Origin of the sequence: Paraburkholderia dilworthii (genome assembly GCF_000472525.1) — a bacterium.
GTDB lineage: Bacteria > Pseudomonadota > Gammaproteobacteria > Burkholderiales > Burkholderiaceae > Paraburkholderia > Paraburkholderia dilworthii.
Genome location: NZ_AWZT01000001.1, coordinates 482,072 through 504,017, shown reverse-complemented (window position 1 = coordinate 504,017; position 21,946 = coordinate 482,072). Strand labels below are relative to the sequence as shown.

At 63.8% G+C, this 21,946-nt stretch carries 18 protein-coding genes and 1 pseudogene; 6 read left to right on the top strand and 13 right to left on the bottom strand.

All coding sequences use genetic code 11. The features are described from left to right. Positions 1-74: 74 nt before the first annotated feature. Complete coding sequence (locus F759_RS0102645; protein WP_027798468.1) at positions 75-425, top strand: carboxymuconolactone decarboxylase family protein; 351 nt, start codon at positions 75-77, stop codon at positions 423-425. Between the two features lie 173 nt (positions 426-598). Here F759_RS0102645 and F759_RS0102640 read toward each other — a convergent pair whose 3' ends face one another. Beyond that, positions 599-1,651 (bottom strand): aldo/keto reductase, encoded by a 1,053-nt coding sequence (locus tag F759_RS0102640; RefSeq protein WP_027798467.1) that lies wholly within the window; start codon positions 1,649-1,651, stop codon positions 599-601. A gap of 265 nt (positions 1,652-1,916) precedes the next feature. On the opposite strand from F759_RS0102640, the gene F759_RS0102635 reads away from it, so the two are divergent. Both F759_RS0102635 and pdeR read left to right on the top strand, forming a co-directional pair. After that, a complete protein-coding gene (locus F759_RS0102635) occupies positions 1,917-6,554 on the top strand; it encodes a DEAD/DEAH box helicase (protein ID WP_027798466.1) in 4,638 nt (1,545 codons plus the stop codon). Positions 6,555-6,762: 208 nt separating this feature from the next. Then, positions 6,763-8,766, top strand: coding sequence for a cyclic di-GMP phosphodiesterase (gene pdeR / locus F759_RS0102630; RefSeq protein WP_027798465.1), 2,004 nt, complete (start codon positions 6,763-6,765; stop codon positions 8,764-8,766). 46 nt (positions 8,767-8,812) lie between these two features. Here the strand turns inward: pdeR and F759_RS0102625 are convergent, their stop codons facing one another. The 3 genes from F759_RS0102625 to F759_RS0102610 form a co-directional block, all read right to left on the bottom strand. Next, positions 8,813-9,700, bottom strand: a complete 888-nt coding sequence (locus tag F759_RS0102625; protein WP_027798464.1) for a crotonase/enoyl-CoA hydratase family protein — start codon at positions 9,698-9,700, stop codon at positions 8,813-8,815. Between the two features lie 399 nt (positions 9,701-10,099). Continuing rightward, complete coding sequence (locus F759_RS0102615) at positions 10,100-11,203, bottom strand: malate/lactate/ureidoglycolate dehydrogenase (RefSeq protein ID WP_027798463.1); 1,104 nt, start codon at positions 11,201-11,203, stop codon at positions 10,100-10,102. A gap of 122 nt (positions 11,204-11,325) precedes the next feature. Next, the gene (locus tag F759_RS0102610) at positions 11,326-12,789 is read right to left on the bottom strand and encodes a M20 family metallopeptidase (protein ID WP_027798462.1); all 1,464 of its coding nucleotides are present in this window, start codon (positions 12,787-12,789) and stop codon (positions 11,326-11,328) included. Between the two features lie 276 nt (positions 12,790-13,065). Between F759_RS0102610 and F759_RS0102605 the strand changes: the two genes are divergently transcribed. Next, on the top strand, positions 13,066-13,377 hold the full coding sequence (locus F759_RS0102605; RefSeq protein WP_027798461.1) for a superinfection immunity protein: 312 nt from the start codon (positions 13,066-13,068) through the stop codon (positions 13,375-13,377). An 88-nt stretch (positions 13,378-13,465) separates the two neighbouring features. Here F759_RS0102605 and F759_RS0102600 read toward each other — a convergent pair whose 3' ends face one another. The 6 genes from F759_RS0102600 to F759_RS0102575 all read right to left on the bottom strand — a co-directional run bounded on the left by F759_RS0102600 (position 13,466) and on the right by F759_RS0102575 (position 18,248). Beyond that, a complete protein-coding gene (locus tag F759_RS0102600; RefSeq protein ID WP_027798460.1) occupies positions 13,466-13,735 on the bottom strand; it encodes a YodC family protein in 270 nt (89 codons plus the stop codon). Between the two features lie 488 nt (positions 13,736-14,223). Next, positions 14,224-15,819, bottom strand: coding sequence for an MFS transporter (locus F759_RS0102595; protein WP_027798459.1), 1,596 nt, complete (start codon positions 15,817-15,819; stop codon positions 14,224-14,226). 31 nt (positions 15,820-15,850) lie between these two features. After that, the gene (locus tag F759_RS0102590) at positions 15,851-16,501 is read right to left on the bottom strand and encodes a TetR/AcrR family transcriptional regulator (RefSeq protein ID WP_027798458.1); all 651 of its coding nucleotides are present in this window, start codon (positions 16,499-16,501) and stop codon (positions 15,851-15,853) included. A gap of 166 nt (positions 16,502-16,667) precedes the next feature. Next, entirely contained in the window at positions 16,668-16,844 is a 177-nt protein-coding gene (locus F759_RS42795) for a hypothetical protein (RefSeq protein ID WP_154670899.1), read from the bottom strand. Continuing rightward, positions 16,841-17,674, bottom strand: a complete 834-nt coding sequence (locus F759_RS0102580; protein WP_027798457.1) for a class I SAM-dependent methyltransferase — start codon at positions 17,672-17,674, stop codon at positions 16,841-16,843. The genes F759_RS42795 and F759_RS0102580 overlap by 4 nt, the downstream gene beginning before the upstream one ends. A 139-nt stretch (positions 17,675-17,813) precedes the next feature. Beyond that, complete coding sequence (locus F759_RS0102575; protein ID WP_027798456.1) at positions 17,814-18,248, bottom strand: GFA family protein; 435 nt, start codon at positions 18,246-18,248, stop codon at positions 17,814-17,816. A 148-nt stretch (positions 18,249-18,396) separates the two neighbouring features. Here F759_RS0102575 and F759_RS37190 point away from each other — a divergent pair, with 148 nt between their 5' ends. Further along, positions 18,397-19,482: an AraC family transcriptional regulator gene (locus tag F759_RS37190; RefSeq protein ID WP_244438777.1), complete on the top strand. Its 1,086-nt coding sequence runs from the start codon at positions 18,397-18,399 to the stop codon at positions 19,480-19,482. Between the two features lie 88 nt (positions 19,483-19,570). Beyond that, positions 19,571-19,804 (top strand): annotated as a pseudogene (locus F759_RS0102565) (response regulator transcription factor); the annotation flags it as partial. Here the strand turns inward: F759_RS0102565 and F759_RS0102560 are convergent. The 3 genes from F759_RS0102560 to F759_RS0102550 form a co-directional block, all read right to left on the bottom strand. Continuing rightward, positions 19,795-20,136, bottom strand: coding sequence for a cupin domain-containing protein (locus tag F759_RS0102560; RefSeq protein ID WP_027798454.1), 342 nt, complete (start codon positions 20,134-20,136; stop codon positions 19,795-19,797). The pseudogene F759_RS0102565 and the gene F759_RS0102560 sit on opposite strands and share 10 nt — an antisense overlap. Before the next feature lie 334 nt (positions 20,137-20,470). Continuing rightward, the gene (locus tag F759_RS0102555; protein WP_027798453.1) at positions 20,471-21,319 is read right to left on the bottom strand and encodes an isocitrate lyase/PEP mutase family protein; all 849 of its coding nucleotides are present in this window, start codon (positions 21,317-21,319) and stop codon (positions 20,471-20,473) included. Positions 21,320-21,447: 128 nt separating this feature from the next. Then, positions 21,448-21,873 carry an OsmC family protein gene (locus tag F759_RS0102550; RefSeq protein WP_027798452.1) on the bottom strand — a complete coding sequence of 142 codons (426 nt, stop codon included), beginning with the start codon at positions 21,871-21,873 and terminating at the stop codon, positions 21,448-21,450. Between the last annotated feature and the right edge of the window lie 73 nt (positions 21,874-21,946).

The following is a 21,946-nucleotide window of genomic DNA, read 5'->3' as shown; positions in this document are numbered from 1 at the left end:
ATATCGCCGCCCGGCGCAATACTGTGTCCCACGACGCCGGCAACCGCCAGCGCGCAACAGGAAGGAGCACCGCCATGTTGAACTGGACTGAGTACCGCAAAAAGCTGTTTGGACGTATCGGCGAAATCGGCAAGCTGTCGCCGGATACCCTCAAGGGCTATCAGACCTTATCCGGCGCCGGTCAGAAAAACGACCTGCTCGGCGCGAAGACGCGCGAACTGATCTCGCTTGCCGTCGCGGTGAGCTTGCGCTGCGACGGCTGTATCACCGTGCATACGGCCGAAGCGCTCAAGCATGGCGCGAGCCGCGAGGAAATCGCCGAAGCGCTCGGCGTAGCGGTCGCGATAAACGCTGGCGCGACGATGGTGTACTCGGCCCGCACGATGGACGCTGTCGCGGCTTATTCCTCCGACACGAGTGTTTAACGCGCCGGGCGTCTGATGCGGGGGAACGTACGCTAACGCGGGGGCGTCCGGCGATAGACCGGACGTCCGCCAAACACGCGGTGGTCCGTTGGATAGGCAGAACGTCCGTCGATACACCGGAATTCCGCATCAAACACACCGAGCGCCAGCCTGACACCCCCAAAACAGTCGCCTCAAACCACCAAACGGCGCGCCTCCTCAAGTTGCTTACGGCGCGCCTCGCCCTGGCGCGCCAGCATCCAGCCGGGGTACTCGGCGGGCAGCGCGCTCACCTGATCGAGCTTCGCCAGTTCCTCCGCGGTGAGCGCGACGCCGGTGGCCGCGATGTTGTCGTCCAGTTGCTCGACTTTCTTCGCGCCGACGATCACCGACGTCACCACCCGTTGATGCAGGAGCCACGCAAGCGCGATCTGCGCGACCGACACGTGCTTTGCCTCGGCAATCTCGCGCATCGCGTCGATACAGTCGTACGCGCGCTCGCGGTCGACCGGCGGAAAATCGAACGTCGTGCGACGGCTGCCCGCTTCGCCCTGCTGCTCGCGCCCGTATTTGCCGCTCAACAGTCCGCCCGCGAGCGGACTCCATACCATCAGCCCAAGCCCTTCGCTTTGCAGCATCGGCACGAGTTCGCGTTCCAGGTCGCGGCCCGCGACCGTGTAGTACGCCTGGAGCGTCTCGAAACGCGCGAGTCCCAGCCGCTCGGCAATGCCGAGTGCCTTCACGATCTGCCACGCCGCCCAGTTCGACACGCCGACATAGCGCACATGACCGTGCTGCACGAGCGTATCGAGCGCGCGCACGGTTTCCTCGATCGGCGTGGCCGGGTCGAAACCGTGGATCTGATAGAGGTCGACGTGATCGAGTTGCAGCCGCTTCAAACTGGCCTTCACCCCGTCGACAATGTGATACCGCGACGCGCCGCGCGCGTTCGGAAACTCGTCGGTCGGGCCGAAAACCTTGGTTGCCACGACCACCTTGTCGCGCGGCACCTTGAGGTTTTTCAGCGCCTGCCCGGTGATCTGCTCGGACAGCCCTTCGGCATAGACGTCGGCTGTGTCGATAAAATTGATGCCCGCGTCGAGCGCCCGGCCGACGAGCCGCTCGGCGTCGGCCTGCTGCAAATCGCCGATCTGCTTCCACATGCCTTCGCCGCCGCCGAAGGTCATCGTGCCCAGACATAGTTCGGAAACAAATACGCCGGTGCGGCCAAGCTGGTTGTATCGCATTGTCGAAACTCCATTGTGGATGAGTGGACAGGTGAGCCGTAAAGGGTACTGCAATTGGCGCCGCGGAGCAGGCTGGCTGCCGTCGCTTCTGGAACGCCGACGGGCAACCACAATGTGCAGCACCACCGCTGCCGCACCGTTTAGCACGTGCCGCCGAAACCTGCCAGACTGGTCCTCTGATTCCGCGACGTCCGTCTGCGCCGGCAACGGCGGCGGGTTTTGCCGCCGTCTGGATATCGGGCGTCGCATCCCCATCTAAACAGGCATGACCTCAGTGAGCACTGCAACCGCCAACCCAGCAGCAACAGCCGACGTGGCTCGCNCGCCCGCAGCTTCGCCGCTTGCGGACCGCGGCGCCGCGGCGGGCGCGCTGGCGGGCTTTCATCCCGCGGTTGCCGACTGGTTCCTGAACACATTCCCCGCGCCCACCGACGCGCAGGCCGCCGCCTGGCCGCAGATTCGCCAGGGCCGCTCCACGCTGGTCGCCGCGCCCACCGGTTCGGGCAAAACGCTCACGGCTTTCCTGTCCGCGCTCGACGACCTGGTCCAGCAAGGTCTCGCGAACAACGGCGCGTTGCCCGACGAAACGCTGGTGGTCTATGTCTCGCCGCTCAAGGCGCTGTCCAACGACATCCGCTTGAATCTGCAACTGCCGTTGCAAGGGATCGCCGCGGAACTCGACGCGCGCGGCCTGCCGCCGCTCGACATCCGCACCGCCGTGCGCACCGGCGACACCACGCAGCAGGAACGCAACGCGATCAGAAAGCGCGCGCCGCATATTCTCGTCACCACGCCGGAGTCGCTTTACGTGCTGCTCGGCTCGGACTCCGGCCGGCGGATGCTGTGCACCGTGCGGACCGTGATCGTCGACGAAATTCATGCGCTCGCCGGCAGCAAGCGCGGCAGCCATCTCGCGCTCAGTCTCGAACGGCTCGACGCGTTGTGCCAACGGCGCCTGCCGCGCATCGGCCTGTCCGCGACGCAAAAGCCAGTAAGCGCGGTAGCACGGTTTCTCGTAGGCGGCGCCCCTGTCGAAAGCAGCATGCCGGCCGATTGCGCAATCATCGACGTGGGCCATATCCGCGAGCGCGACCTGGCGCTGGAAATTCCGCCGGTACCGCTCGAAGCCGTCATGCCGAACGAAGTCTGGGAGCGCGTCTACGACCGTCTCGCGGAACTCGTCGCGCTCCACCGCACGACGCTGATCTTCGTGAACACCCGGCGCATGGCCGAGCGCGCCGCACGTCATCTGACCGAACGGCTCGGCAAGGACGCGGTGGCCGCGCATCACGGCAGCCTCGCCAAAGAGCATCGTTTCGACGCCGAGCAGCGGCTCAAGCGCGGCGAACTGCGCGTGCTGATTGCGACCGCTTCGCTGGAACTGGGCATTGATATCGGCGACGTCGATCTGGTCTGCCAGATGGGCTCGCCGCGTGCAATCGCGCCGTTCCTGCAACGCGTGGGGCGCTCGGGTCACCATGTCGGCGGCATGCCGAAAGGACGGCTCTTTCCGACTTCGCGCGACGATCTGATCGAATGCGCGGCGCTGCTCGATTGCGTGCGGCGCGGCGAACTCGACGCGCTGCGCATTCCGCGCGCGCCGCTCGATGTGCTCGCGCAACAGATCGTCGCTGAAGTATCGAGCGCCGAATGGAGCGAAGACGCGCTCTTCGAGCTCATGCGGCGCGCCGCGCCGTACGCCGACCTGGAACGTGAACAGTACGACGCAGTGCTGCGCATGCTGGCCGAGGGCTACACGAGCCGCAATGGACGGCGGGCCGCCTACATTCATCGCGATGTGGTGAGCGGCACACTGCGTGGCCGGCGCGGCGGCAAGCTCGTCGCGGTCACGTCGGGCGGCACGATTCCCGAGAACGGCGACTATGCAGTCGTGCTCGAACCGCAGGCGATCAATATCGGCACGGTCAACGAAGACTTCGCGGTCGAAAGCCTCGCCGGCGACGTGTTCCAGCTCGGCAACGCGTCGTACCGGATTCTGCGGATCGAAAGCGGCCGTGTGCGGGTCGAGGACGCGCAAGGTCAGCCGCCGAACATTCCGTTCTGGCTCGGCGAAGCGCCGGGGCGCAGCGACGAATTGTCGTTGGGCGTCGCACGCCTGCGCGAGCAGGTCGCGCGTCTGCTCGCCGCGGACGGCGCGGCAGCGGCGCCGCCGCTTGCAAAAGCGCAGGCGAAGAGCGGCGCCCTCGTGTCAGTCGCCTCTGAAAATCTGCCGGACGCAACCGCCGACACGTCCAACCCGATGCCCGCGCGGCTCGAACGCGCGATCGACTGGCTCATCGCCGAACTGGGTCTCGACGAAGCCGCCGCGCGTCAAATCGTCGAATATCTCGCGCGAGCACGCGCCGCGCTCGGCGTTTTGCCGACGCAAGACACGCTCGTCATGGAGCGCTTCTTCGACGAATCGGGCGGCACGCAACTCGTGATTCACGCGCCGTTCGGCAGCCGCGTGAATCGCGCGTGGGGACTCGCGCTGCGCAAGCGCTTTTGCCGCCAGTTCAATTTCGAGCTGCAAGCCGCCGCGACCGAAGACGCGATCGTGCTGTCGCTGACCGGTAGCCATTCGTTCGTGCTCGACGAAGTGTGGCGCTATCTGCATTCGAACAGCGCCGAGCATCTTCTGATTCAGGCACTGCTCGACGCGCCGCTCTTTGGCGTGCGCTGGCGCTGGAACGCGACGACTGCGCTCGGTTTGCCGCGCTACACCAGCGGACGCAAAACGGCGCCGCAGCTACAGCGCATGCGCAGCGAGGATCTGCTGACGAGCGTCTTTCCGGAACAAGCCGCGTGTCTGGAGAACGTGGTCGGCGAGCGCGAACTGCCGCGTCATCCGTTAGTCGATCAGACCGTCGACGATTGCCTGCACGACGCGATGGATAGCGAGCGCTGGCTCGTGCTGCTGCGCCGTATCGAAAGCGGCGACATGCGGCTCGTCGCGCGCGATCTGCCGGCGCCCTCGCCGCTCGCCGCGGAAATCCTGAACGCAAAGCCCTACGCGTATCTCGACGATGCGCCGATCGAGGAGCGCCGTACGCAGGCGGTGCTCAATCGCCGCTGGACCGATCCGGCGAGCGCGGACGACCTCGGCGCGCTCGACGCCGACGCGATCGCGAGCGTGCGCGACGAAGCATGGCCCCAGGCGCGCAGCGTCGACGAAATGCACGAAGCGCTGACAGGCCTTGCGTGCATTACCGAGGCCGAGGCGCAGCACAACGAAGGCTGGCCGGCTTGGCTTGCGTCGCTCGCGCAAGCGGGCCGCGCGACCCGCTTGCAGATTGCCGCCGATGCGGCACTGTGGTTGCCCGCGGAACGGCTGACCTGTTTCGACGCGCTCTACCCCGACACCGAAAGCGGCGACACTAACAACGGTGAGATGCATGGCGGCGCCCGCTTCACACCGCCGCTCGCCGCGCCGAAGGGCTACACCGACGAATGGACCGCCGAGAACGCCCTACTCGACGTGCTGCGCGCCCGGCTGACCGGTTTCGGCCCGCTGCCCGCCGGCGCGATTGCAGACGCGCTGAAGCTGCCGCAAACATCGGTCGAACAGGCGCTCGGCCGTCTGGAGGCGGAAGGCTACGTGATGCGCGGCCGCTTCACGCCGCAAACGAGCGAAGAAGAATGGTGCGAGCGGCATCTGCTCGCGCGTATTCACCGCTACACCGTCAAACGCTTGCGCCGCGAAATCGAGCCGGTAGAGCGGCATGACTTCATGCGCTTTCTGTTCGAATGGCAGCATCTGACGCCGGACACGCGCAGCGAGGGACGCGACGCGCTCGCGGCCGTGCTCGATCAGATGGAAGGCTTCGAGGCCGCGGCAAGCGCGTGGGAAGAAGACATTCTGCCCGCACGCGTGAAGGCGTATTCGAATACTTCGCTCGACGAACTATGCCGCGCGGGCAAGATCGTCTGGACCCGGCTGACGGAGCGCTCGCGCAGCGCGGCCGGTCCGGTGCGCAGCACGCCTATCGTGCTGTTGCCGCGCGCCCAGGTGCGCACATGGAGCGCGCTGATCGATCCGGCGCGCCAGCCGGAGTTGTCGGCGCGCGCGCAATCTGTCCATGACGCATTGTCGCAACACGGCGCGATGTTTTTCGATGAACTGCTGCACGAGCTTCGCGTATTGCGTATCGAGCTCGAAAACGCGCTCGGCGAACTGGTCGCGGCCGGCCTCGTCAATTCGGACAGCTTTGCGGGCTTGCGCGCGCTGCTCAAGCCGGCCGCGAAACGCAACGCGTATTCCGCCAGCAGGCGCGCGAGATCCGGCGCAGGATCGAGCGCGCTGATCGGCGGAATGGACGACGCCGGACGTTGGGCGCTCGTCAACCGGCGCGGTTCAGTGGCGGCGAACGCCGAGCTCGCGGCGAAGCCGGATGTTCAACAGCAACGGCAACCACCACAACAGCAGCGCCGCCAGTTGCCGCCTGACATCCTCGAACATGTCGCGATGACGTTGCTGCGGCGCTACGGCGTGGTTTTCTGGCGTGTGCTCGAGCGCGAAGCCGACTGGCTGCCGCCGTGGCGCGATCTGCTACGCGTCTATCAGCGGCTCGAAGCGCGCGGCGTGATCCGCGGCGGACGCTTCATCAACGGACTCGCGGGGGAACAGTTCGCGTTGCCCGAAGCGATTCCGTTACTGCGCGAAGTCCGACGGCATGCGAACGATGGTGCTTTTGTCTGCGTCGGCGGCACCGATCCGCTCAATCTCGCCGGGACGCTGCTGGTCGGAGAACGCGTGCCGGCCGTCGCCGGCAACCGCGTGCTGTACCGCGACGGCGTCGTGATCGCGACGCTCGTGGCGGGTGGCTTCTGGTTCGAACCGTCCGTCGAGGCTAGTCCGCTCGAACGCGAGCGCGCGCGCAGCTGGCTCACCCGCAGGTTTTGAGGTTGCGCGTCTGTAAAGAGTGCCTGGCTGCGCATCGTTAGCCATGCTTCTTTTACCGATTCGCGCGCCAATGCGCCAAGTGCACGCCTCTCATCTTTATGGCCCGAATTCCAGCCGCTTCGCTACAATGGCCCGTCTTTAAGTATGATGAAGACTGTCTGCCGTCATCCGCCGTCACGGCAGAAACGGCACACCGCCCGGGGATCCCATGAACGACGACCATCACGAGCAGGTGCTTTATGCGCAGTTCGGCACAAGCAGCCCTTGCTGGCGTCTGTCGAGCGACAGCAACGCGCTCGAACTGACGCCAGTTACTGGCGACATGCCGGCCAACGTTGCCATTCCGCTGAATCCCCAGCAGGCCTCGCAGATCCGCTGCCTCACGGGCGTCACGTCGCACGTAGTTCTCGACGTGCGGCTGTTCGGCGAGCCGCTGCGCTTGCACCTCGTCGGCAGAAAGATCAACAGCAGCAGTTGGGCCGGCACGGCGTCGGCCTATGACGACACCGAGTCCGTCGCGCGCGATCTGATGCATGGACTGTCGTTCGCCGAACAGGTCGTGTCCGAAGTCAATTCGGTCGTGGTGATCGTCGACCGGCATGGGCGAATCCAGCGCTTTAACCGGCTCGCCGAAGAACTCACGGGCGTGAAGGAGGAGAACATCATCGGGCGCAATGTGTGGGCGCTATTCATGTCCTCGGAGGACGGAGCGGCGTCGAGTCAGAACATTGCGGGCTTCTTCAATCGCGGCGTGTCGTATGAAGTCGAGCGGCGCATCAAGACGCTGCACGGCGAACGGCTCTTCCTGTTTCGCAACAAGTTCGTGCAGAGCGGCAGCGGCGTTGACGAGCAGTACCTGATCTGCTCCGGCACGGACATCACCGAAGAACGCCTCGCGCAGGAACGCCTCACCCAACTCGCCAACACGGATTCGCTCACCGGCCTCGCCAATCGCAATGCGATTCAGGACAAGATCCGCACCGCTATCGAAGAGGCGGCGCCCGGCGAATCGGTGGGCGTGCTCTTTCTCGATCTGGACAACTTCAAGAAGGTCAACGATCACTACGGCCACGTATTCGGCGACCGTCTGATCCGCGACGTGTCGGCCGCGATCGGCATGTGCCTGAACGAAGGCGACACGCTCGCGCGCCTTGGCGGCGACGAGTTCATCGTGCTCGCCGCGAAAGACATGGCGCACGAACTCGAAGCGACCGCGCAGCGCATTCTGGAACGCATGCGCACGCCGTTCAGCCTCGGGCTCGTCGAAGTCTATACGGGCTGCTCGATCGGCATTGCGCGCTATCCGGAGCACGGCGACAACCTGGAGTCGCTGATCCGCTCGGCCGACACCGCCATGTATGTCGCGAAAGACGAAGGCAAGCGCACGCACCGCGTGTTTTCGCCGGAGATGAACCGCAAGGTCGCCGAATACATGTGGCTCGACACGAACCTGCGGCGCGGGCTCGAGGAAGGCCAGTTGACGCTGCACTACCAGCCCAAGCTGTTGCTTTCGACGGGCGCCGTGCAAGGCGTGGAAGCGCTGGTGCGCTGGAACTCGCCGGAGCGCGGGCAGATCATGCCGGCCGAGTTCATTCGTTATGCCGAGGAGTCGGGATTGATCGGCGTGCTCGGCCGCTGGGTGATGCAAACGGCCGCGAAACAGGCGGCCAAATGGCAGGCGGACGGCTACAACCTGCGCATCGCGATCAATGTGTCGGCGCGGCAACTGGTGGATACGGCGGTGGTCCGGCATTTTAACGAAGCGCTTCAGCAGGCGAATCTCGAACCATGCCTCGTCGACGTCGAACTCACCGAAAGCTGTCTGATCGAGGACGAAGCCGCGGCGATCGACCTCATCAAGCAATTCCGTCAGCTCGGCGCGCAGGTGCACCTTGACGACTTCGGCACCGGCTATTCATCGCTGTCGCAACTGGGCCGCATTCCGCTCGATGTGATCAAGCTCGACCGCAGCTTCGTGCGTTCGATCAACGCCGATACCAAAGCGCAAGCATTAGTCCGCTCGATGGTGGTGGTCGCCCAGGAACTCGATTTCAAGGTCGTCGCCGAAGGCATCGAAACGGAGTCGGAAGAGGCTTTCATGAAAGGGCTGGGTGTCGAATACGTACAGGGCTACCTGTACGCTCACCCAATGCCTGCCGCGGACTTCGAGCGCTGGTTGCAGGACCGGCAGAAGCTCAGGCTGATCGCCTGAGCCTTGCGCGTCGCAAGCGGCGCACTCGGGCCGTCTCAGGACTGAGTCAGCCGAAATTGGCCGTACTCGCGGCCGCCTGCCGCAGATTGGCGGTGCGGCGGTTTTGCAGCATCACGAGCCGCTCCATGAAGGCGAGATCCTTTTCCTCGATCGTGAAGGCGGCGTCCACCCAATCCTCGGTAATTTCCATCAGCTCGGCGCGCGGCAGTTGCAGCACGCGCTGGCGTGCCCGCAGCATCGCGCGGATGCCGTTCATTTTCGGCTTGAGCGTGTCGATAAACGTGCGGGTCGCCACGTAGGCGTCGCCGGGTTCGAACAGCTGGTCGACGAGACCCTTTTCGCGGTGCCATTCCGCCGTGTGCGGTTCGCCCACCCCGATCAGCTCCTCGGCGAGACGCATGCCGGCCTTGCGCGCGACGAGCGAATAGCCGCCCATGCCCGGAAACAAGTTGAACGCGATCTCTGGAAAGCCCATGCGCGCGTCCGCCTGCGCGAGCAGGAAGTGATGCGCGAGCGCGGCCTCGAAGCCGCCGCCGAGCGCCGTGCCCTCGACCATCGCAATTGAGATCGCGCCGGTGTCGAAACCGCGCGCCGCAGCATGGACGCAGTCGACGCAAGCACGCGCGTACGCCAACAGCGCCTGGCGCTTGCCCGAGCGGATCGCATCGGCAAAGAAATCGAGGTCGCCGCCCACGTTGTAGATGTTCGGGATCAGCGAGCCCGTCACCCAGAAGTCGATGGGCAAGCCTGATTCGCGCGCGGCCTGCGCGAGCCCGAGAATATCGTGGACCAGATCCAGATTGAAGCAGGGACGCGGCTGCGCGCGCAGCATCATCCACATGACATTGCGGCCTTCTTCGTAGTAAGCGGAGATTTGCGACAGATTGCCGGCTTCGAGGAACGGACGGCAGGCGTGGTGGTTATGCAGATTCATTTTGAACGGTCCTGTAAGGTTAAACACTGATATTGCAATGCGAGCCTAAAGCAGACCGGAATCAGATGGGAGCGGGATAACCAACAGATCAATGCAACGAAATCGCAAAGCCTTGCCGGACGGGCGTCGCGGCGGCGACCAACAACTGCGGCGCGTGCGCCGCACCGCAAACGCTTGCGCGGCGAAGATGCACGAGATTGGGCGGGATTAGATGCCGGCCGCGAATCGATTAGCGAGCGGTCAAAGGCGGCATTCGCCCTGCGGATTCGAAAGAAAAAAATAAGCGTCGATTAGGCGACGCAGTCGAAAATGCCGCTTGCGAATATTTTTTTATTCGTGGTCTAACAGACGGAATATCTATATCGCATAAACGCAAAGCGGCGGTTGTTTCAATGAGTGCTACCGGAGAAACGCCGACCAGCGCGCAACCTCGTGTTCGCTCATGCCGATGGCAAGCGCTGCCGCGCAGATCTGTGTCCATGTGGCGGCATCGACGGGAATGCCTTTGGCTTCGCGCTCGGCGCGCGTCACACGCTCCGGCTCGCCGGGCTCATAGATGCGCTCCACGCCCGCCGCGAGCGGCGAGGCCTTGACCCACGCGATGAACGCGTCGGCTTCCGCTTGCGCGTCGGGGGCGTCGAATGCGGCCGGATCGATGATGACCGACAGCATGCAATTGATGATCGCGCTGGTGGTGCCGAGGGTATCCGCATGCGTGGTGAAACCGCCCGCCAGCGCGCCGCTGAAAATCTCGCACATGGCCGCCAGCCCGAAACCCTTGTGGCCGCCGAACGGCGTCAGCGAACCGAACGGCGCCTCATGCATGACTTTGGGATCGGCCGTCGGCACGCCTTCATGGTCGATCAACGCGCCGGGCGGCACCTGCTTGCCCTGGTTGTAAGCGACGCGCGTCTTACCATACGCGACGGTGCTGGTCGCGAAGTCGAGCACGAGCGGCGGCTTGCCGGGCCGCGGATATGCGGCACAGAACGGATTCGTGCCGATGCGGCGGTCCGCGCCGCCAAACGGCGCGACGAGCGGATCGCCGGCCACGTTGACGAAGTGGAAGGACACGAGCCCCGCTCGCGCGCATTGCTCGGCCCAGTGGCCGATGCGTCCAATGTGATGCGCATCGCGCAAGCCCACTGCGCAAATGCCGATGCGCTGTGCGCGCGCGATGCCTTCTTCCATCGCCTCGAACGCAACCACCTGGCCGAAGCCTTTGCGGCCTTCGACGGTGAGCACCGCGCCCGCATCTTTCACGACTTCGGCGTGCAGATTCAGCCGCAGTTGCCCGTCGGCGAGCGACGCCGCATAGCGCGGAATCATGCCGACGCCGTGCGAATCGTGCCCTGTGAGATTCGCCGCCACCAGATGATCCGCGACCAGTTCGGCTTCGCGCGGCGCGCTGCCCGCCCGCTCCCAGATCGCCCTGACGAAGGCGTGCAGTTGATCGGCCGCAATGCGGGGCGTGGTGGATTGAGCGAGCTCGTTGTCGGTCATTCGGGTATCGGCGTACGTGGACAGGTCTGGAACAAATACTCGACGACTCGCGCGGATTGCACCCGGCCTGCATGCAAGGGCACGCGAGTTCGCGCGGCTTCACAAAGCGCGGCGGGCACCGCTCATGGCGCGGCGGCGATTACCTGCGCGACGGCGGCCGTCAGCTTCTTGCCATAGGGCACGTGCAGGAATTCGTTCGGCCCATGCGCATTCGACTTCGGCCCGAGCACGCCGCACACCATGAACTGCGATTTCGGAAAACCGGCCTTCAGCACATTCATCAGCGGGATCGTGCCGCCCTGCCCCATATACGCGACGTCGGCGCCGTAATGCTCGCGCGATGCGCTGTTGAGCGCGGTCGCGAGCCACGGCGCGAGGTCGGGCGCGCTCCAGCCGCTCGCCGCTCCGGCGTCCGGTTTGAATGTCACCTTTGCGTTGTACGGCGGGTCGAATTCGAGCAGCGCCTTCAGTTCCGCGACGGCCTTTTCCGCTTCGATCATCGGCGGCAGCCGCAGCGACAGCTTGAACGCCGTGCGCGGCCGCAGCACGTTGCCGGCATCGGCGAGTGCGGGCAAGCCGGCCGCGCCGGTCACCGAAAGCGACGGGCGCCACGTCGAATTCAGCAACGCCTCTTTCGGATCGGTCGTGGTGGGCAGCACCTGGCGGCCGTCCTGACCGCATGCCCACGGCAGCTTCTTCCACACGTCGTCGCCGAGAATTTGCGCGGTGGCTTCGGCTTCGCGCAGACGGTCGGCGGGGATCGGGCTGTGAAAGCCCTTTGGCAGCAGCGTACCGTTGGCGGCGTCTTCCAGCCGGTCGAACAGTTGCCGCATGATGCGGAAGCTCGACGGCGCAATGCCGCCGTAGCCGCCCGAGTGAATGCCTTCGTCGAGCACCTGCACTTCGAGGTCGCCCGCGACGAGTCCGCGCAGCGACGTGGTGAGCCACAGTTGATCGTAATTGCCCGCGCCCGAATCGAGGCACACGACGAGGCCGACGTTGCCGAGCCGTTCGCGCAATGCGTCGACATAGGGCAGCAGATCGTAGCTGCCGGACTCCTCGCAGGTTTCGATCAGACCGACGCAGCGCGGCCGCTCGATGCCTTGCGCGTCGAGCGCGGCGAGTGCGGTGATGCTCGCGTAGATCGCATAGCCGTCGTCGGCGCCGCCGCGGCCGTAGAGTTTGTCGTTCTCGAGCTTCGGCGTCCACGGGCCGAGGTCGGCGCGCCAGCCGTCGAATTCCGGCTGTTTGTCCAGATGCCCGTAGAGCACGATGGTTTCGTCGCTGCCGGAACGCGTCGCCGGCGTCTCGAAGAAAATCACCGGCGTGCGGCCAGGCAAGCGAACGATCTCCAGTTTGAGGCCGCGCACCGGCTGCTGCTCGACCCATTGCGCGGCGTCGGTAATCACGCGTTCGAGATAACCGTGCTTGACCCACTCGGGATCGAAGGCCGGGCTCTTGGCCGGCACCGCGATGTAGTCGGTGAGCGCAGGCACGATCTCGTCGTTCCATTTGCGGTCCACGAACTCGCGGAGCGTGTCGGGGTTCAGGCGCTCGGCCTGTTGGGTCGTATCGTCGGAGATCATGATGGCGGTCCGTAGCGGAGTTCGGGTTCGGGTTTCGTTCGCTCGAAACGAACATGATAGTCCCGATGTTCGGTGCACTAAAACCCCCATCGCTTGCCGGCGCGTTGCGAAGGGCCGGACGGCCGCGTGCATGGCTCGTCTGCGTCGCCCGCTTTCATTCAGGCTGCACGCGGCACACAATCGCGCGACAATCGGTAGATGAGCTGCGTGTGCAGGCTCTCTTCGCGAGCCGGGTGTCGAGGCCGAGTGGCGAGTGGCGTTTCCGGGAGGCGGCATATGAATGACAGGCTTGTCGTTCAGATCATCGCCGTGGTGATCGCGCTGGCGCTGTATTTTCTGCCGGCGATTCTGGCCGATCGACGCAAACGCGTCGACGTGCTGACGCTCGCGCTCTTCAACGCGTGCCTTGGATGGACTGTTCTTGGCTGGGTACTCGCGCTTTACTGGTCGCTGCAGCCGAATCCGCCGAAGGACCTTGCGGGCGACGTGGTGGAAAAACGCAAGCTGGGGCGCATGCGCGCGTTTTCGTCCGCGCTGCTGCTGCATGTGCAACAGCGCGGCACGACACAGGACCGTTCGCAGAAATAGGCGCGGGTGATCGCCTTCGAGTGATGAGCCGGTGCGAGAAGACGGTGCGACGAGGCAGTGCGATAAGCCCGGCCCGAAGTGGCCGCCGTTACGCCGCGCGGACCATGCGGTTCCACTGCACGGAGCCGGCCGGAATGGAGCGCGGCTCGGCGCGCACGCTCGAAGGCGCGAACATTTCGCGGCGCAATTCACCGTGGTCGTCGAACCACTCGCAGACAAGCCACTCACCAGGATTGAGCGCCACCGGCCCCGCATACGTTACGGTCATGCGCGGGCCTCCGTCTTTCAACGTGACGACGTCGCCGATGGTGAACCGGGCGGAAGGCGGTGAGAGTGCGTCAATGGTAGCGGTCAGCATATTCAATCCTCTACGGAACCGTTAGCAGTATTTAAGTCATTGCGCCGTCTATCGACTAAGACCTACTGAGAGATACCTCTAAAACGCGTTCAGATTAACAATTGAAATTAAAGACGGCAAGCGCTTTTTATTGATACCGTTTTCACAAACCTGACAAAGGCAATTTGACGCACTGCAATTGCGGGTTAAACCGGAGTCGCCCGGCCGGGGCGCCCCCAGCGGTCACCGTGCGACAACGCACAGACCGCAAGAGTTACTGCTTCTGGCGTGGCATCGGGTAGAAAATGCATGCGACGGAATGCTTCATATTTGAAACATTTTTTGAATCCGGTTAGCGTTGTTGACATTTTCCGCATGGTCTCGGATTACCTGTGAACGACTCAATCATCCGTAAATGCGAGCGCAATTAAAATGAATTCCGTGTGAAATGCATAATAATTTTTCGAAGCGGCAACACAGCTATGAAAACGATTACCGTCGCACTGCTTTCAAACCGTACCGGTAGCGGGCCGCAACGCGAGCTGCTGATGCCGTACGAGCAGCACGCTCAAGCCGATGCAGACGAACATGAGCACCGCGTTGATCGCGAGGCTCAATTGAAACGCGTGGGCGTACGCGGCAGGCGTAGCGCGCGCGCCCGCTCCCAGTGCGCCGAAGAACGCGCCGCTGATTGCTGCAGTGCCGAACGCCGAGCCGATCTGCAACGTTGAAGAAACCACACCCGACGCGAGCCCCGCCTTTTCAGGCGCGACCTCGAGCAGCACGATGCGCATAATCGACGGAAGCAGCAAACCGTGACCGACGCCCGCGCACACCAGGCCCGCATAGAACAGCAGATCCGGCACGGTCGCCTCGCTTGCGGCCCAGCCAGTGACCGTGAAGCCCAGCGTCATCATCGAAAAGCCAAGGGTAAGGACGTGCCCGCCGATGCGCCTGACGACCGCGGGCGACGTCAGCGGTCCGATCACGAAGCCGATGGCGAAAGGCATGATCGCGACGCCGGACGCGAGCGGCGTCCAGTGCAGGCCGGTTTGCAAAAAGATGCCGTAGGTCAGGAAAAACGCGCTGTTGCAATAGAACAGGAACGCGAGCACGAGACCAAGCGCGAACGCGCGGTTGCGGAACAGTTGCAGATCGACGAGCGGATGGCCGCCGCCGCGCTCCACACGCCGCTCGATGAGAACGAAGAGCGCGAGCACGGGCACGGCGAGCGCGAACATCGCGAAGGTCCATGCGGGCCAACCGGCTTCGCGGCCATGCGTCATCGGATAGATAACGAGCAGCAGCACGGCGGACAGCAGCGCGACACCCTTCATGTCGAGGCCGGTGCGCGTGGCCGGCTGATTCTCGGGCACGAACTTCCATGTGCCGAGAAACGCCGCAATGCCGATCGGGATATTGATCAGAAAGATGATCCGCCAGTCGAGCCCAAACGGGTGATACGTGATCAACGCGCCGCCGCCGAGCTGCCCGACAATCGACGACAGCCCGAACACGAAGCCGTAAAAACTCATCACGCGGGTCTGCTGATGCAGCGGCACAACGGCTCGGATCGTGGCGAGCACCTGCGGCGCCATGACCGCTGCGGCCATGCCCTGCACGATGCGCGAGACCACCAGCATGTGACCGCTCGTCGCGAAGCCGCACAGCGCCGACGCGATGACGAACGCGGCCATGCCCGTCATGAACATGCGGCGCCGGCCGAACAGATCGCCGAGCCGCCCGCCGGTAATCAGCAGCACCGCGTACACGGACGCGTAGGCGGACACCACGAGTTGCAACTGCGCGTCGGTGGCGCTCAGGCCGGTACGGATCGACGGCAGCGCCAGGTTGACGATGAAGTAATCCAGCGGCGCAAGGAAAGCACCGACGAACAGCACAGCAAGCGCGAGCCCTTGACGTTCGAAACGCGGCGCGGCCTGCTCGGCGACCCGCGCGCTTCTGGCTGCGCCGCTGGCAGCGCTATTCATCGCAGCGCTCGCGACCGCGAAGCCGGGACACACCGCAACGCTCGCAGCTGGGCAAGCTGCCGCCGCCGCGCCGGCCAATGCTGTGGATGCGGACTTGTTCGGTTCGGATTTCATGACCAATCGTTCAATAATTCGACAAAAAAATTTAGATGAGCGCTCGCATTGCGACATCCACGATGCCGGTCAACGCGTCTTCCTTATGGGCGACGCGTCCTAATACGCGCAGGCCTTGCATGATGCACAGCAGGAAATCGCCGACGGCTTTTTCGTCGAGCGTCGAATTGAATGCACCGCTCGCCTGACCGCGGATTACCGAGGCCGCCAGCAAGGTTGCCATGCGGCGCTGGATCGCGGCGACGCGGCTGCGCAGTTCCTCGTCGCCGGGCTGCATTTCGAGCGTGGTGTTGGTGATGAAGCAACTGCGCTCGCCGGTCAATGCGCAAGCAACCCGCGCATAGTGAAGCAGCGCGTTGCGCAGCGCCTGTTCCGGCGGCACCGGCGCATTCAACCGCTCGGCGAGACGCGCGACCGAGCCCTCGGCGTAATGGTCCAGCGCAGCGAGCATGATGCCGTGCTTGTCGCCGAACACGCCATACAGACTGCCGCGCAGCAGGCCGGTGGCCTTGCACAGGTCGTCGATCGAGGTGGCATGGTAGCCGTGATTCCAGAACACCTGGCTCGCGCTCGCGAGCACCGTGTCCGTGTCGAACTCGCGCGGCCGGCCGCGCAGGCAGACTTCGCCCGCTTTCTTCGATGAGGGCTTTGACGATGATCGCGGATGGTCAGCTGACTTCATCCACGCATATTATGACTAATCGTTCAACAAATCAACCCGGGATTTCGTAGATGCGGACTGCCTCGATCAACGTGGTCCGCGCCCTCATCTGCACGCGGGCAATGTGCAGATCTGCTTCACCGCGCACGAAAGCGCGGTGAAGCGATCCATTGCAATGAAACAGTATTCAAGCCGCCAGACCCAACACTGACAGAACGAGGCGAAGACCGAAGAAGCACAGCGACGAGCAGAGCGGCAACGCAACCAGCATCGAACGGTGCCGAACGCCAATCAGGCAAGCGAGCGACCAGAGGCGCGAGCCGGATTTGAGCAGCACGGCGACGCTACGCCCGACGCCGTTCATGATCGTTCCACCACCACTTCAAGGTACTCGCTCGGCAGCACGAGGGTCGCGTCGCCCGACCGGTTACGGCTTCTGATCAATGTCATCAGATCGCCGAGAAGTGCCGCTTGCCGCTCGCCTTCGATTGCGCCGAATGCCTTATTCATCGGCCCGTAATAGGTGCAGAAAACTTCCATGAAATGCTCGGGGGAGCGGTAACGAAACGTAAAATGCCGGCTATTCGCGACGATCTTCCGGGCCTTCCCTTCGAACAGTGTTTCCAGCCGCGCCTTCGTTCCCCACAGCGCTGGCGATGCCACGCCCGCTGGCGGCGGAACGTGCGTGGCGATTGTCTTGAACACCTGCCCGATAAAGCTCTCCGGCGTCCAGTTCGCGAGGCCGATCCGGCCGCCCGGCTTGCACACGCGTGCAAGTTCGGCGGCTGCCTTCGCCTGGTCCGGGGTGAACATCACTCCGAACGTCGACATCACGATGTCGAACGAGGCGTCGGCGTACGGCAGCGCTTCGGCGTCCGCTTCCTGGAACTGAACCGGAAGACCTTCTGCATCCGCGCGGGCACGGCCGGCGTCCAGCAGTGACGCGACATAATCGATGGAAGTGACATTGCACCAGCGGCGCGCGGCCGCCAGCGTTGCGTTACCGTTGCCGGCTGCAACGTCGAGCACGCTCGAACCGGCGCGCAGATCGAGCGCTTCGCACAGCGTTTCTCCGACGATCTGCAGCGTCGTGCCGACGACAGCATAGTTGCCGGTCGACCACGCGGCGTGTTGACGGCCTTTGACGGCAGCGAAGTCTGCAATGGGGGAAAGAGAAGAATCGACTGCGGACATAAACGACTCCTGAGAACCAAAGGCAGCGACGAGCCAATGCCCGGAGGTGCCGCCATTCAGATGACGCCGCGAACTTGCACCAGGAAAATGCCCGCGCGACGATCGGGCAAATCAAACCGCAACCGCGAAATGCAAACGGCTACTCCGCGACGCTGATGCCCGAGCCGCCCATTTCCGCTGGCAGATCCTTCTGCTTCGGCAGACCGTCTTTCATCGGAAGGCGCGACTCCGGGTAATGAACGTGCACACCCGCTTCATATGGGAAGTCGGCGATGACCGCCGCGTACACGTCGATCAGATCGAGACCGGGATGCTCGGTGAAGAGATGTCCACCGCACGACTTGCACCACTTGCGGTAGCTATGGGCAGTCTTGTTGTAAGTGCCGATATCATCGGCGCCGCGCGTAACGTGCAGCGCGGCCGGCTTCCAGAGCGTGAACGCATTGACGGGCGCCCCCGACCAGCGGCGGCACGATTCGCAATGGCAATAGCCCATCCCGGCGGATTCTCCGCTTACCGTGAACTGCACTGCGCCGCAAAAGCATTGACCGCTATAGGTGTCTGTGTCACTCATATCGTTCTCCTGATGGTGTAATTCGGGCACGCGCCACCGTTCGTTGTTGCGGATTCGCGTGAGTGCTAGTATCGGGACGCAAGCCATTTCGGTGAATGACCGGTCGTCCAGATCTTTTGCGCAGGACGCCGAATCGATGGAGGACGTCATGGATGCTCTTTCGGACGTACTTCGCCTCGTACACCTGAGTGGAGCCGTGTATCTAAGCGCCGACTTCACTGCACCCTGGTGTGTTTTCGGCGAAGCGACCCGGGAGTTGTGCGTCTCGTTCCTGCCGCGCGCGGAACGCATCGTGTCCTATCACCTCGTCACGGAAGGAAGCTGTCGCGCGCGACTCGTCGACGATCCCTCTTCCGCCCTATGCGTCGATGCCGGAGAGCTTCTCGTCGTGCCTCAAGGTGAAGCGCATGTAATAGGTAGTTCGCTCGAACTCGATCCGGCGCCCGCGCACGAAATGCTGTCGGAGTATCTGGAAACCACGCCGGGCGATGTGATGAAGTTGACCTACGGCGGGGGCGGCGCATGTACGCGCCTCATTTGCGGGTTTCTCGCCTGCGACGACACGCTGACCAATCCGGTGCTCTCCGCGCTGCCTCGTATGTTCAAGATCGACATGCGCAACGACGCGCGATCGGCGTGGCTGGAATCATCGTTAAAAGTGGCGGCCGTCGAAGCAGCCGAATGGCGTGTGGGCAGCGCGATTGTGCTCGGCCGTTTGTCCGAACTGCTGTTCGTGGAGGCGGTACGGCGTTGTATCGATTCGCTGCCCGCCGATCGCAAAGGATGGCTGGCCGGCGTCAGCGATCGTTTCGTGGGCCGCTCGCTTGCGCTACTGCACGCGCAACCGGCGCATGGATGGACGGTCGACGAACTTGCGCGCAAAGCGGGCCTTTCGCGTTCCGCGCTTGCGCAGCGTTTCACTCAATTGCTCGGGCAGCCACCGATGCAATATCTGGCGCGATGGCGTTTGCAGATCGCGGCACAGGCGTTACGTGGTGGAACGCAGTCGCTCGCGGCTATCGCGGAACGCGTCGGCTATGAATCGGAGGCAGCGTTCAATCGCGCATTCAAGCGGGAATTCGGCTTGCCGCCCGCCAGTTGGCGACGCAGCCACTTGACGACGGACGGGCACGATTCGTTGCGCAATGCCGACGACTCGCGTTATCTCCCAACCGGCGAATATTCGGCCGACGCCGTCGTCAAGCCCGATGCCGGTGGGATCTCTTGTCCGTAAGCGGTTCAGAGTGTCGCTGGAGGACATCATTCCGCCAATGTCGAACGAGTCATGGAGCACACGCGCAGTTAGCAGGACACCGCAGCGCGCACCGCGTCTCTCGGCGTGCGAGATCGACGTGCTGCGCGCGATTTCGCGGGGCGCAAGCAACAAGGACGTCGCGCAGGAATTGGCGCTCGGTCCGGGTACGGTGCGCACTCACGTCGAGAGCGTCTTTCGCGAGCTGGAATGCTCAACGCGCGCGGTGGCCCCGCTTAGGGCATCGGCAATGGGCTTGCTCCGACCGCTGGGCTTGTGCGGCGGCGCCCGGGCTCAATCTTGAGCCGGGGTTAGCACGATATCCGACGCGCCTCCCGCCTGAACCATGATGTAGACCACATCTTCTTCCGTCTCGTTCTTGATGTGATGAACTATGCCCGGATCGACATTGTAAAAGTCGCGCACTTTCATGCTTTTCAGTAGCCCGTCGATTTTCGTCTCGACAGTCAGGACTCCACGGACTACGAGAAAGCGATCGCTGACGTTGGTGTGGTGATGCCATTGTGTCGCGCCACCGGCGCGGACGGTCGTTTTAGCGACGGTGTAGTCGCTTTCCCGTAGCAGCGTTTGATATTCAACCTTGCCATTGGCAAGAGGAATGTCCTTGTCGTCCATCGTGATGATCCCCGTGAAGAGTTAGAACCTGTTTTCGGCCAGATTTCGAACAGGCGGTTGTTGGGTAGCTTGAAGAACAGGATCGCACGTCGGTAGCCGCTACAGTACCAGTCAAACGATCGATAGCCGAACCGCGCTCAGCGCTGGACTGCCAACAACGATGCGATGTTGCATGTGTTGTATGCCGCGAAACATTGTCCCGCGTGGTCACAAAGCGTTTTACCGCGCTACCTCGCAGCTCGCGGTTTACGACTCGCGGTTCTCGGCGGCAGATTTCGCGAAAAAGTTCCCGCATTGCCGTTTCGCCGTCCACCGGGCACGGACAGCCGCCCTTCTAGCTCGGCGTCGGCCACTTTTCCTCGGCCGTGGCAAAGAGCTGATTGAGCTCGTTGCCGTTCGCCGCATCTTTCGTGTAATTGAAGGTGCCGTGATCGCGTATCTCGTGCGCGGCGCGCAGGAAACCGCCGAGCGCCGCACGCGCCAGGGAGCCGCCCACACTCACGCGGCGCACGCCCATCGCGCGTAATTCGTCGAAGCTGAGCAGGACGCCCTGCAAGCCCATCAGCACGTTGACGGGCCGCTCGAGCGCGCCGACCACAGCGGCAATTTCCTCGCGGGTCTTGAGCCCCGGTGCATAGAGCACGTCCGCACCGGCATCCTGATAGGCCTGCAAGCGGCGGATGGTGTCGTCGAGGTCGGCACGGCCGGCGAGATAGTTCTCCGCGCGCGCGGTGAGCGTGAAGGGAAACGGCTGCGCGCGAGCCGCTTCGACGGCTGCGCGCACGCGCTCAACAGCGGCTTCGAACGCGTAGATCGGCTCGTCCGCACGGCCGGTCGCGTCTTCGATCGAGCCGCCCACCACTCCCGCCTGCGCCGCTTGCCGGATGGTTTCCGCGCAGTCTTCGGGCGCATCGCCGAAGCCGTTTTCCAGATCGGCGCTGACCGGCAAATCGGTCGCACCCGCGATTTCGGCGAGGTGGGTCATCATTTGCGCGCGGCCCACGGCGTTATCGGGCAAGCCACGCGAAAACGCATAGCCGGCGCTGCTGGTCGCCAGCGCCTTGAAGCCCGCCAGCGCAAGCAGCCGCGCCGAGCCGATGTCCCACGGATTAGGAATGACGAAAGCTTGCTGCGCTGCATGCAGCGCCTGAAATTGCGCTGCCTTTTCGGCTTGGGTTGTCATCGCAATGCCATCGAAGAAGCGCCGCGCCGGCGCAAGATGCCGGCACTGCGGCGCGAGTTGCAGGGAATTTCGTCGAGCGGCGAACCATGCCGATCGGCATCGCACGCCGCGAAGCTGCCACCGCTCGCTCAGGTTTCGAGCTTCGCGTCCATCGTGATGGTGGCGTTCAACACCTTCGACACCGGGCAACCCGCCTTCGCGTCCGCGGTGGCTTTGTCGAACGCGGCCTTGTCGCCGCCAGGAATTTTCACCGCTACGTCCAGATGCACGGCGGTAATCGTGAAGCCGCCACCGTCCTTGTCGAGCGTGACCGTTGCAGTCGTGCCGATGCTCTGTGGCGTGATCCCGGCCTTGCCCAGCTCAGCCGACAGCGCCATCGAAAAGCAGCCCGCGTGCGCAGCTGCAATCAACTCTTCCGGATTCGTGCCGATGCCGTCCGCGAAACGCGTGGAAAACGAATATTGAGTCTCCTTGAGGACGCCGCTATCGGTGGAAATGGAGCCCTTGCCGTCTTGCAGACCGCCTTGCCAGACTGCTGATGCCTTGCGCTTCATCGTTCTCTCCTGTAGTGCCCTGCTTCACGCGCTGCACGACTGATAACGATGCGATGCCCGCCGCAACGGTCCA

What these genes read in the sequence shown, in the direction of transcription:
- F759_RS0102645 (WP_027798468.1), top strand. Translation starts at nt 75, where the DNA reads ATGTTGAACTGGACTGAGTACCGCAAAAAGCTGTTTGGACGTATCGGC.
- F759_RS0102640 (WP_027798467.1), bottom strand. Translation starts at nt 1,651, where the DNA reads ATGCGATACAACCAGCTTGGCCGCACCGGCGTATTTGTTTCCGAACTA.
- pdeR (WP_027798465.1), top strand. Translation starts at nt 6,763, where the DNA reads ATGAACGACGACCATCACGAGCAGGTGCTTTATGCGCAGTTCGGCACA.
- F759_RS0102625 (WP_027798464.1), bottom strand. Translation starts at nt 9,700, where the DNA reads ATGAATCTGCATAACCACCACGCCTGCCGTCCGTTCCTCGAAGCCGGC.
- F759_RS0102615 (WP_027798463.1), bottom strand. Translation starts at nt 11,203, where the DNA reads ATGACCGACAACGAGCTCGCTCAATCCACCACGCCCCGCATTGCGGCC.
- F759_RS0102610 (WP_027798462.1), bottom strand. Translation starts at nt 12,789, where the DNA reads ATGATCTCCGACGATACGACCCAACAGGCCGAGCGCCTGAACCCCGAC.
- F759_RS0102605 (WP_027798461.1), top strand. Translation starts at nt 13,066, where the DNA reads ATGAATGACAGGCTTGTCGTTCAGATCATCGCCGTGGTGATCGCGCTG.
- F759_RS0102600 (WP_027798460.1), bottom strand. Translation starts at nt 13,735, where the DNA reads ATGCTGACCGCTACCATTGACGCACTCTCACCGCCTTCCGCCCGGTTC.
- F759_RS0102595 (WP_027798459.1), bottom strand. Translation starts at nt 15,819, where the DNA reads ATGAAATCCGAACCGAACAAGTCCGCATCCACAGCATTGGCCGGCGCG.
- F759_RS0102590 (WP_027798458.1), bottom strand. Translation starts at nt 16,501, where the DNA reads ATGAAGTCAGCTGACCATCCGCGATCATCGTCAAAGCCCTCATCGAAG.
- F759_RS42795 (WP_154670899.1), bottom strand. Translation starts at nt 16,844, where the DNA reads ATGAACGGCGTCGGGCGTAGCGTCGCCGTGCTGCTCAAATCCGGCTCG.
- F759_RS0102580 (WP_027798457.1), bottom strand. Translation starts at nt 17,674, where the DNA reads ATGTCCGCAGTCGATTCTTCTCTTTCCCCCATTGCAGACTTCGCTGCC.
- F759_RS0102575 (WP_027798456.1), bottom strand. Translation starts at nt 18,248, where the DNA reads ATGAGTGACACAGACACCTATAGCGGTCAATGCTTTTGCGGCGCAGTG.
- F759_RS37190 (WP_244438777.1), top strand. Translation starts at nt 18,397, where the DNA reads ATGGATGCTCTTTCGGACGTACTTCGCCTCGTACACCTGAGTGGAGCC.
- F759_RS0102560 (WP_027798454.1), bottom strand. Translation starts at nt 20,136, where the DNA reads ATGGACGACAAGGACATTCCTCTTGCCAATGGCAAGGTTGAATATCAA.
- F759_RS0102555 (WP_027798453.1), bottom strand. Translation starts at nt 21,319, where the DNA reads ATGACAACCCAAGCCGAAAAGGCAGCGCAATTTCAGGCGCTGCATGCA.
- F759_RS0102550 (WP_027798452.1), bottom strand. Translation starts at nt 21,873, where the DNA reads ATGAAGCGCAAGGCATCAGCAGTCTGGCAAGGCGGTCTGCAAGACGGC.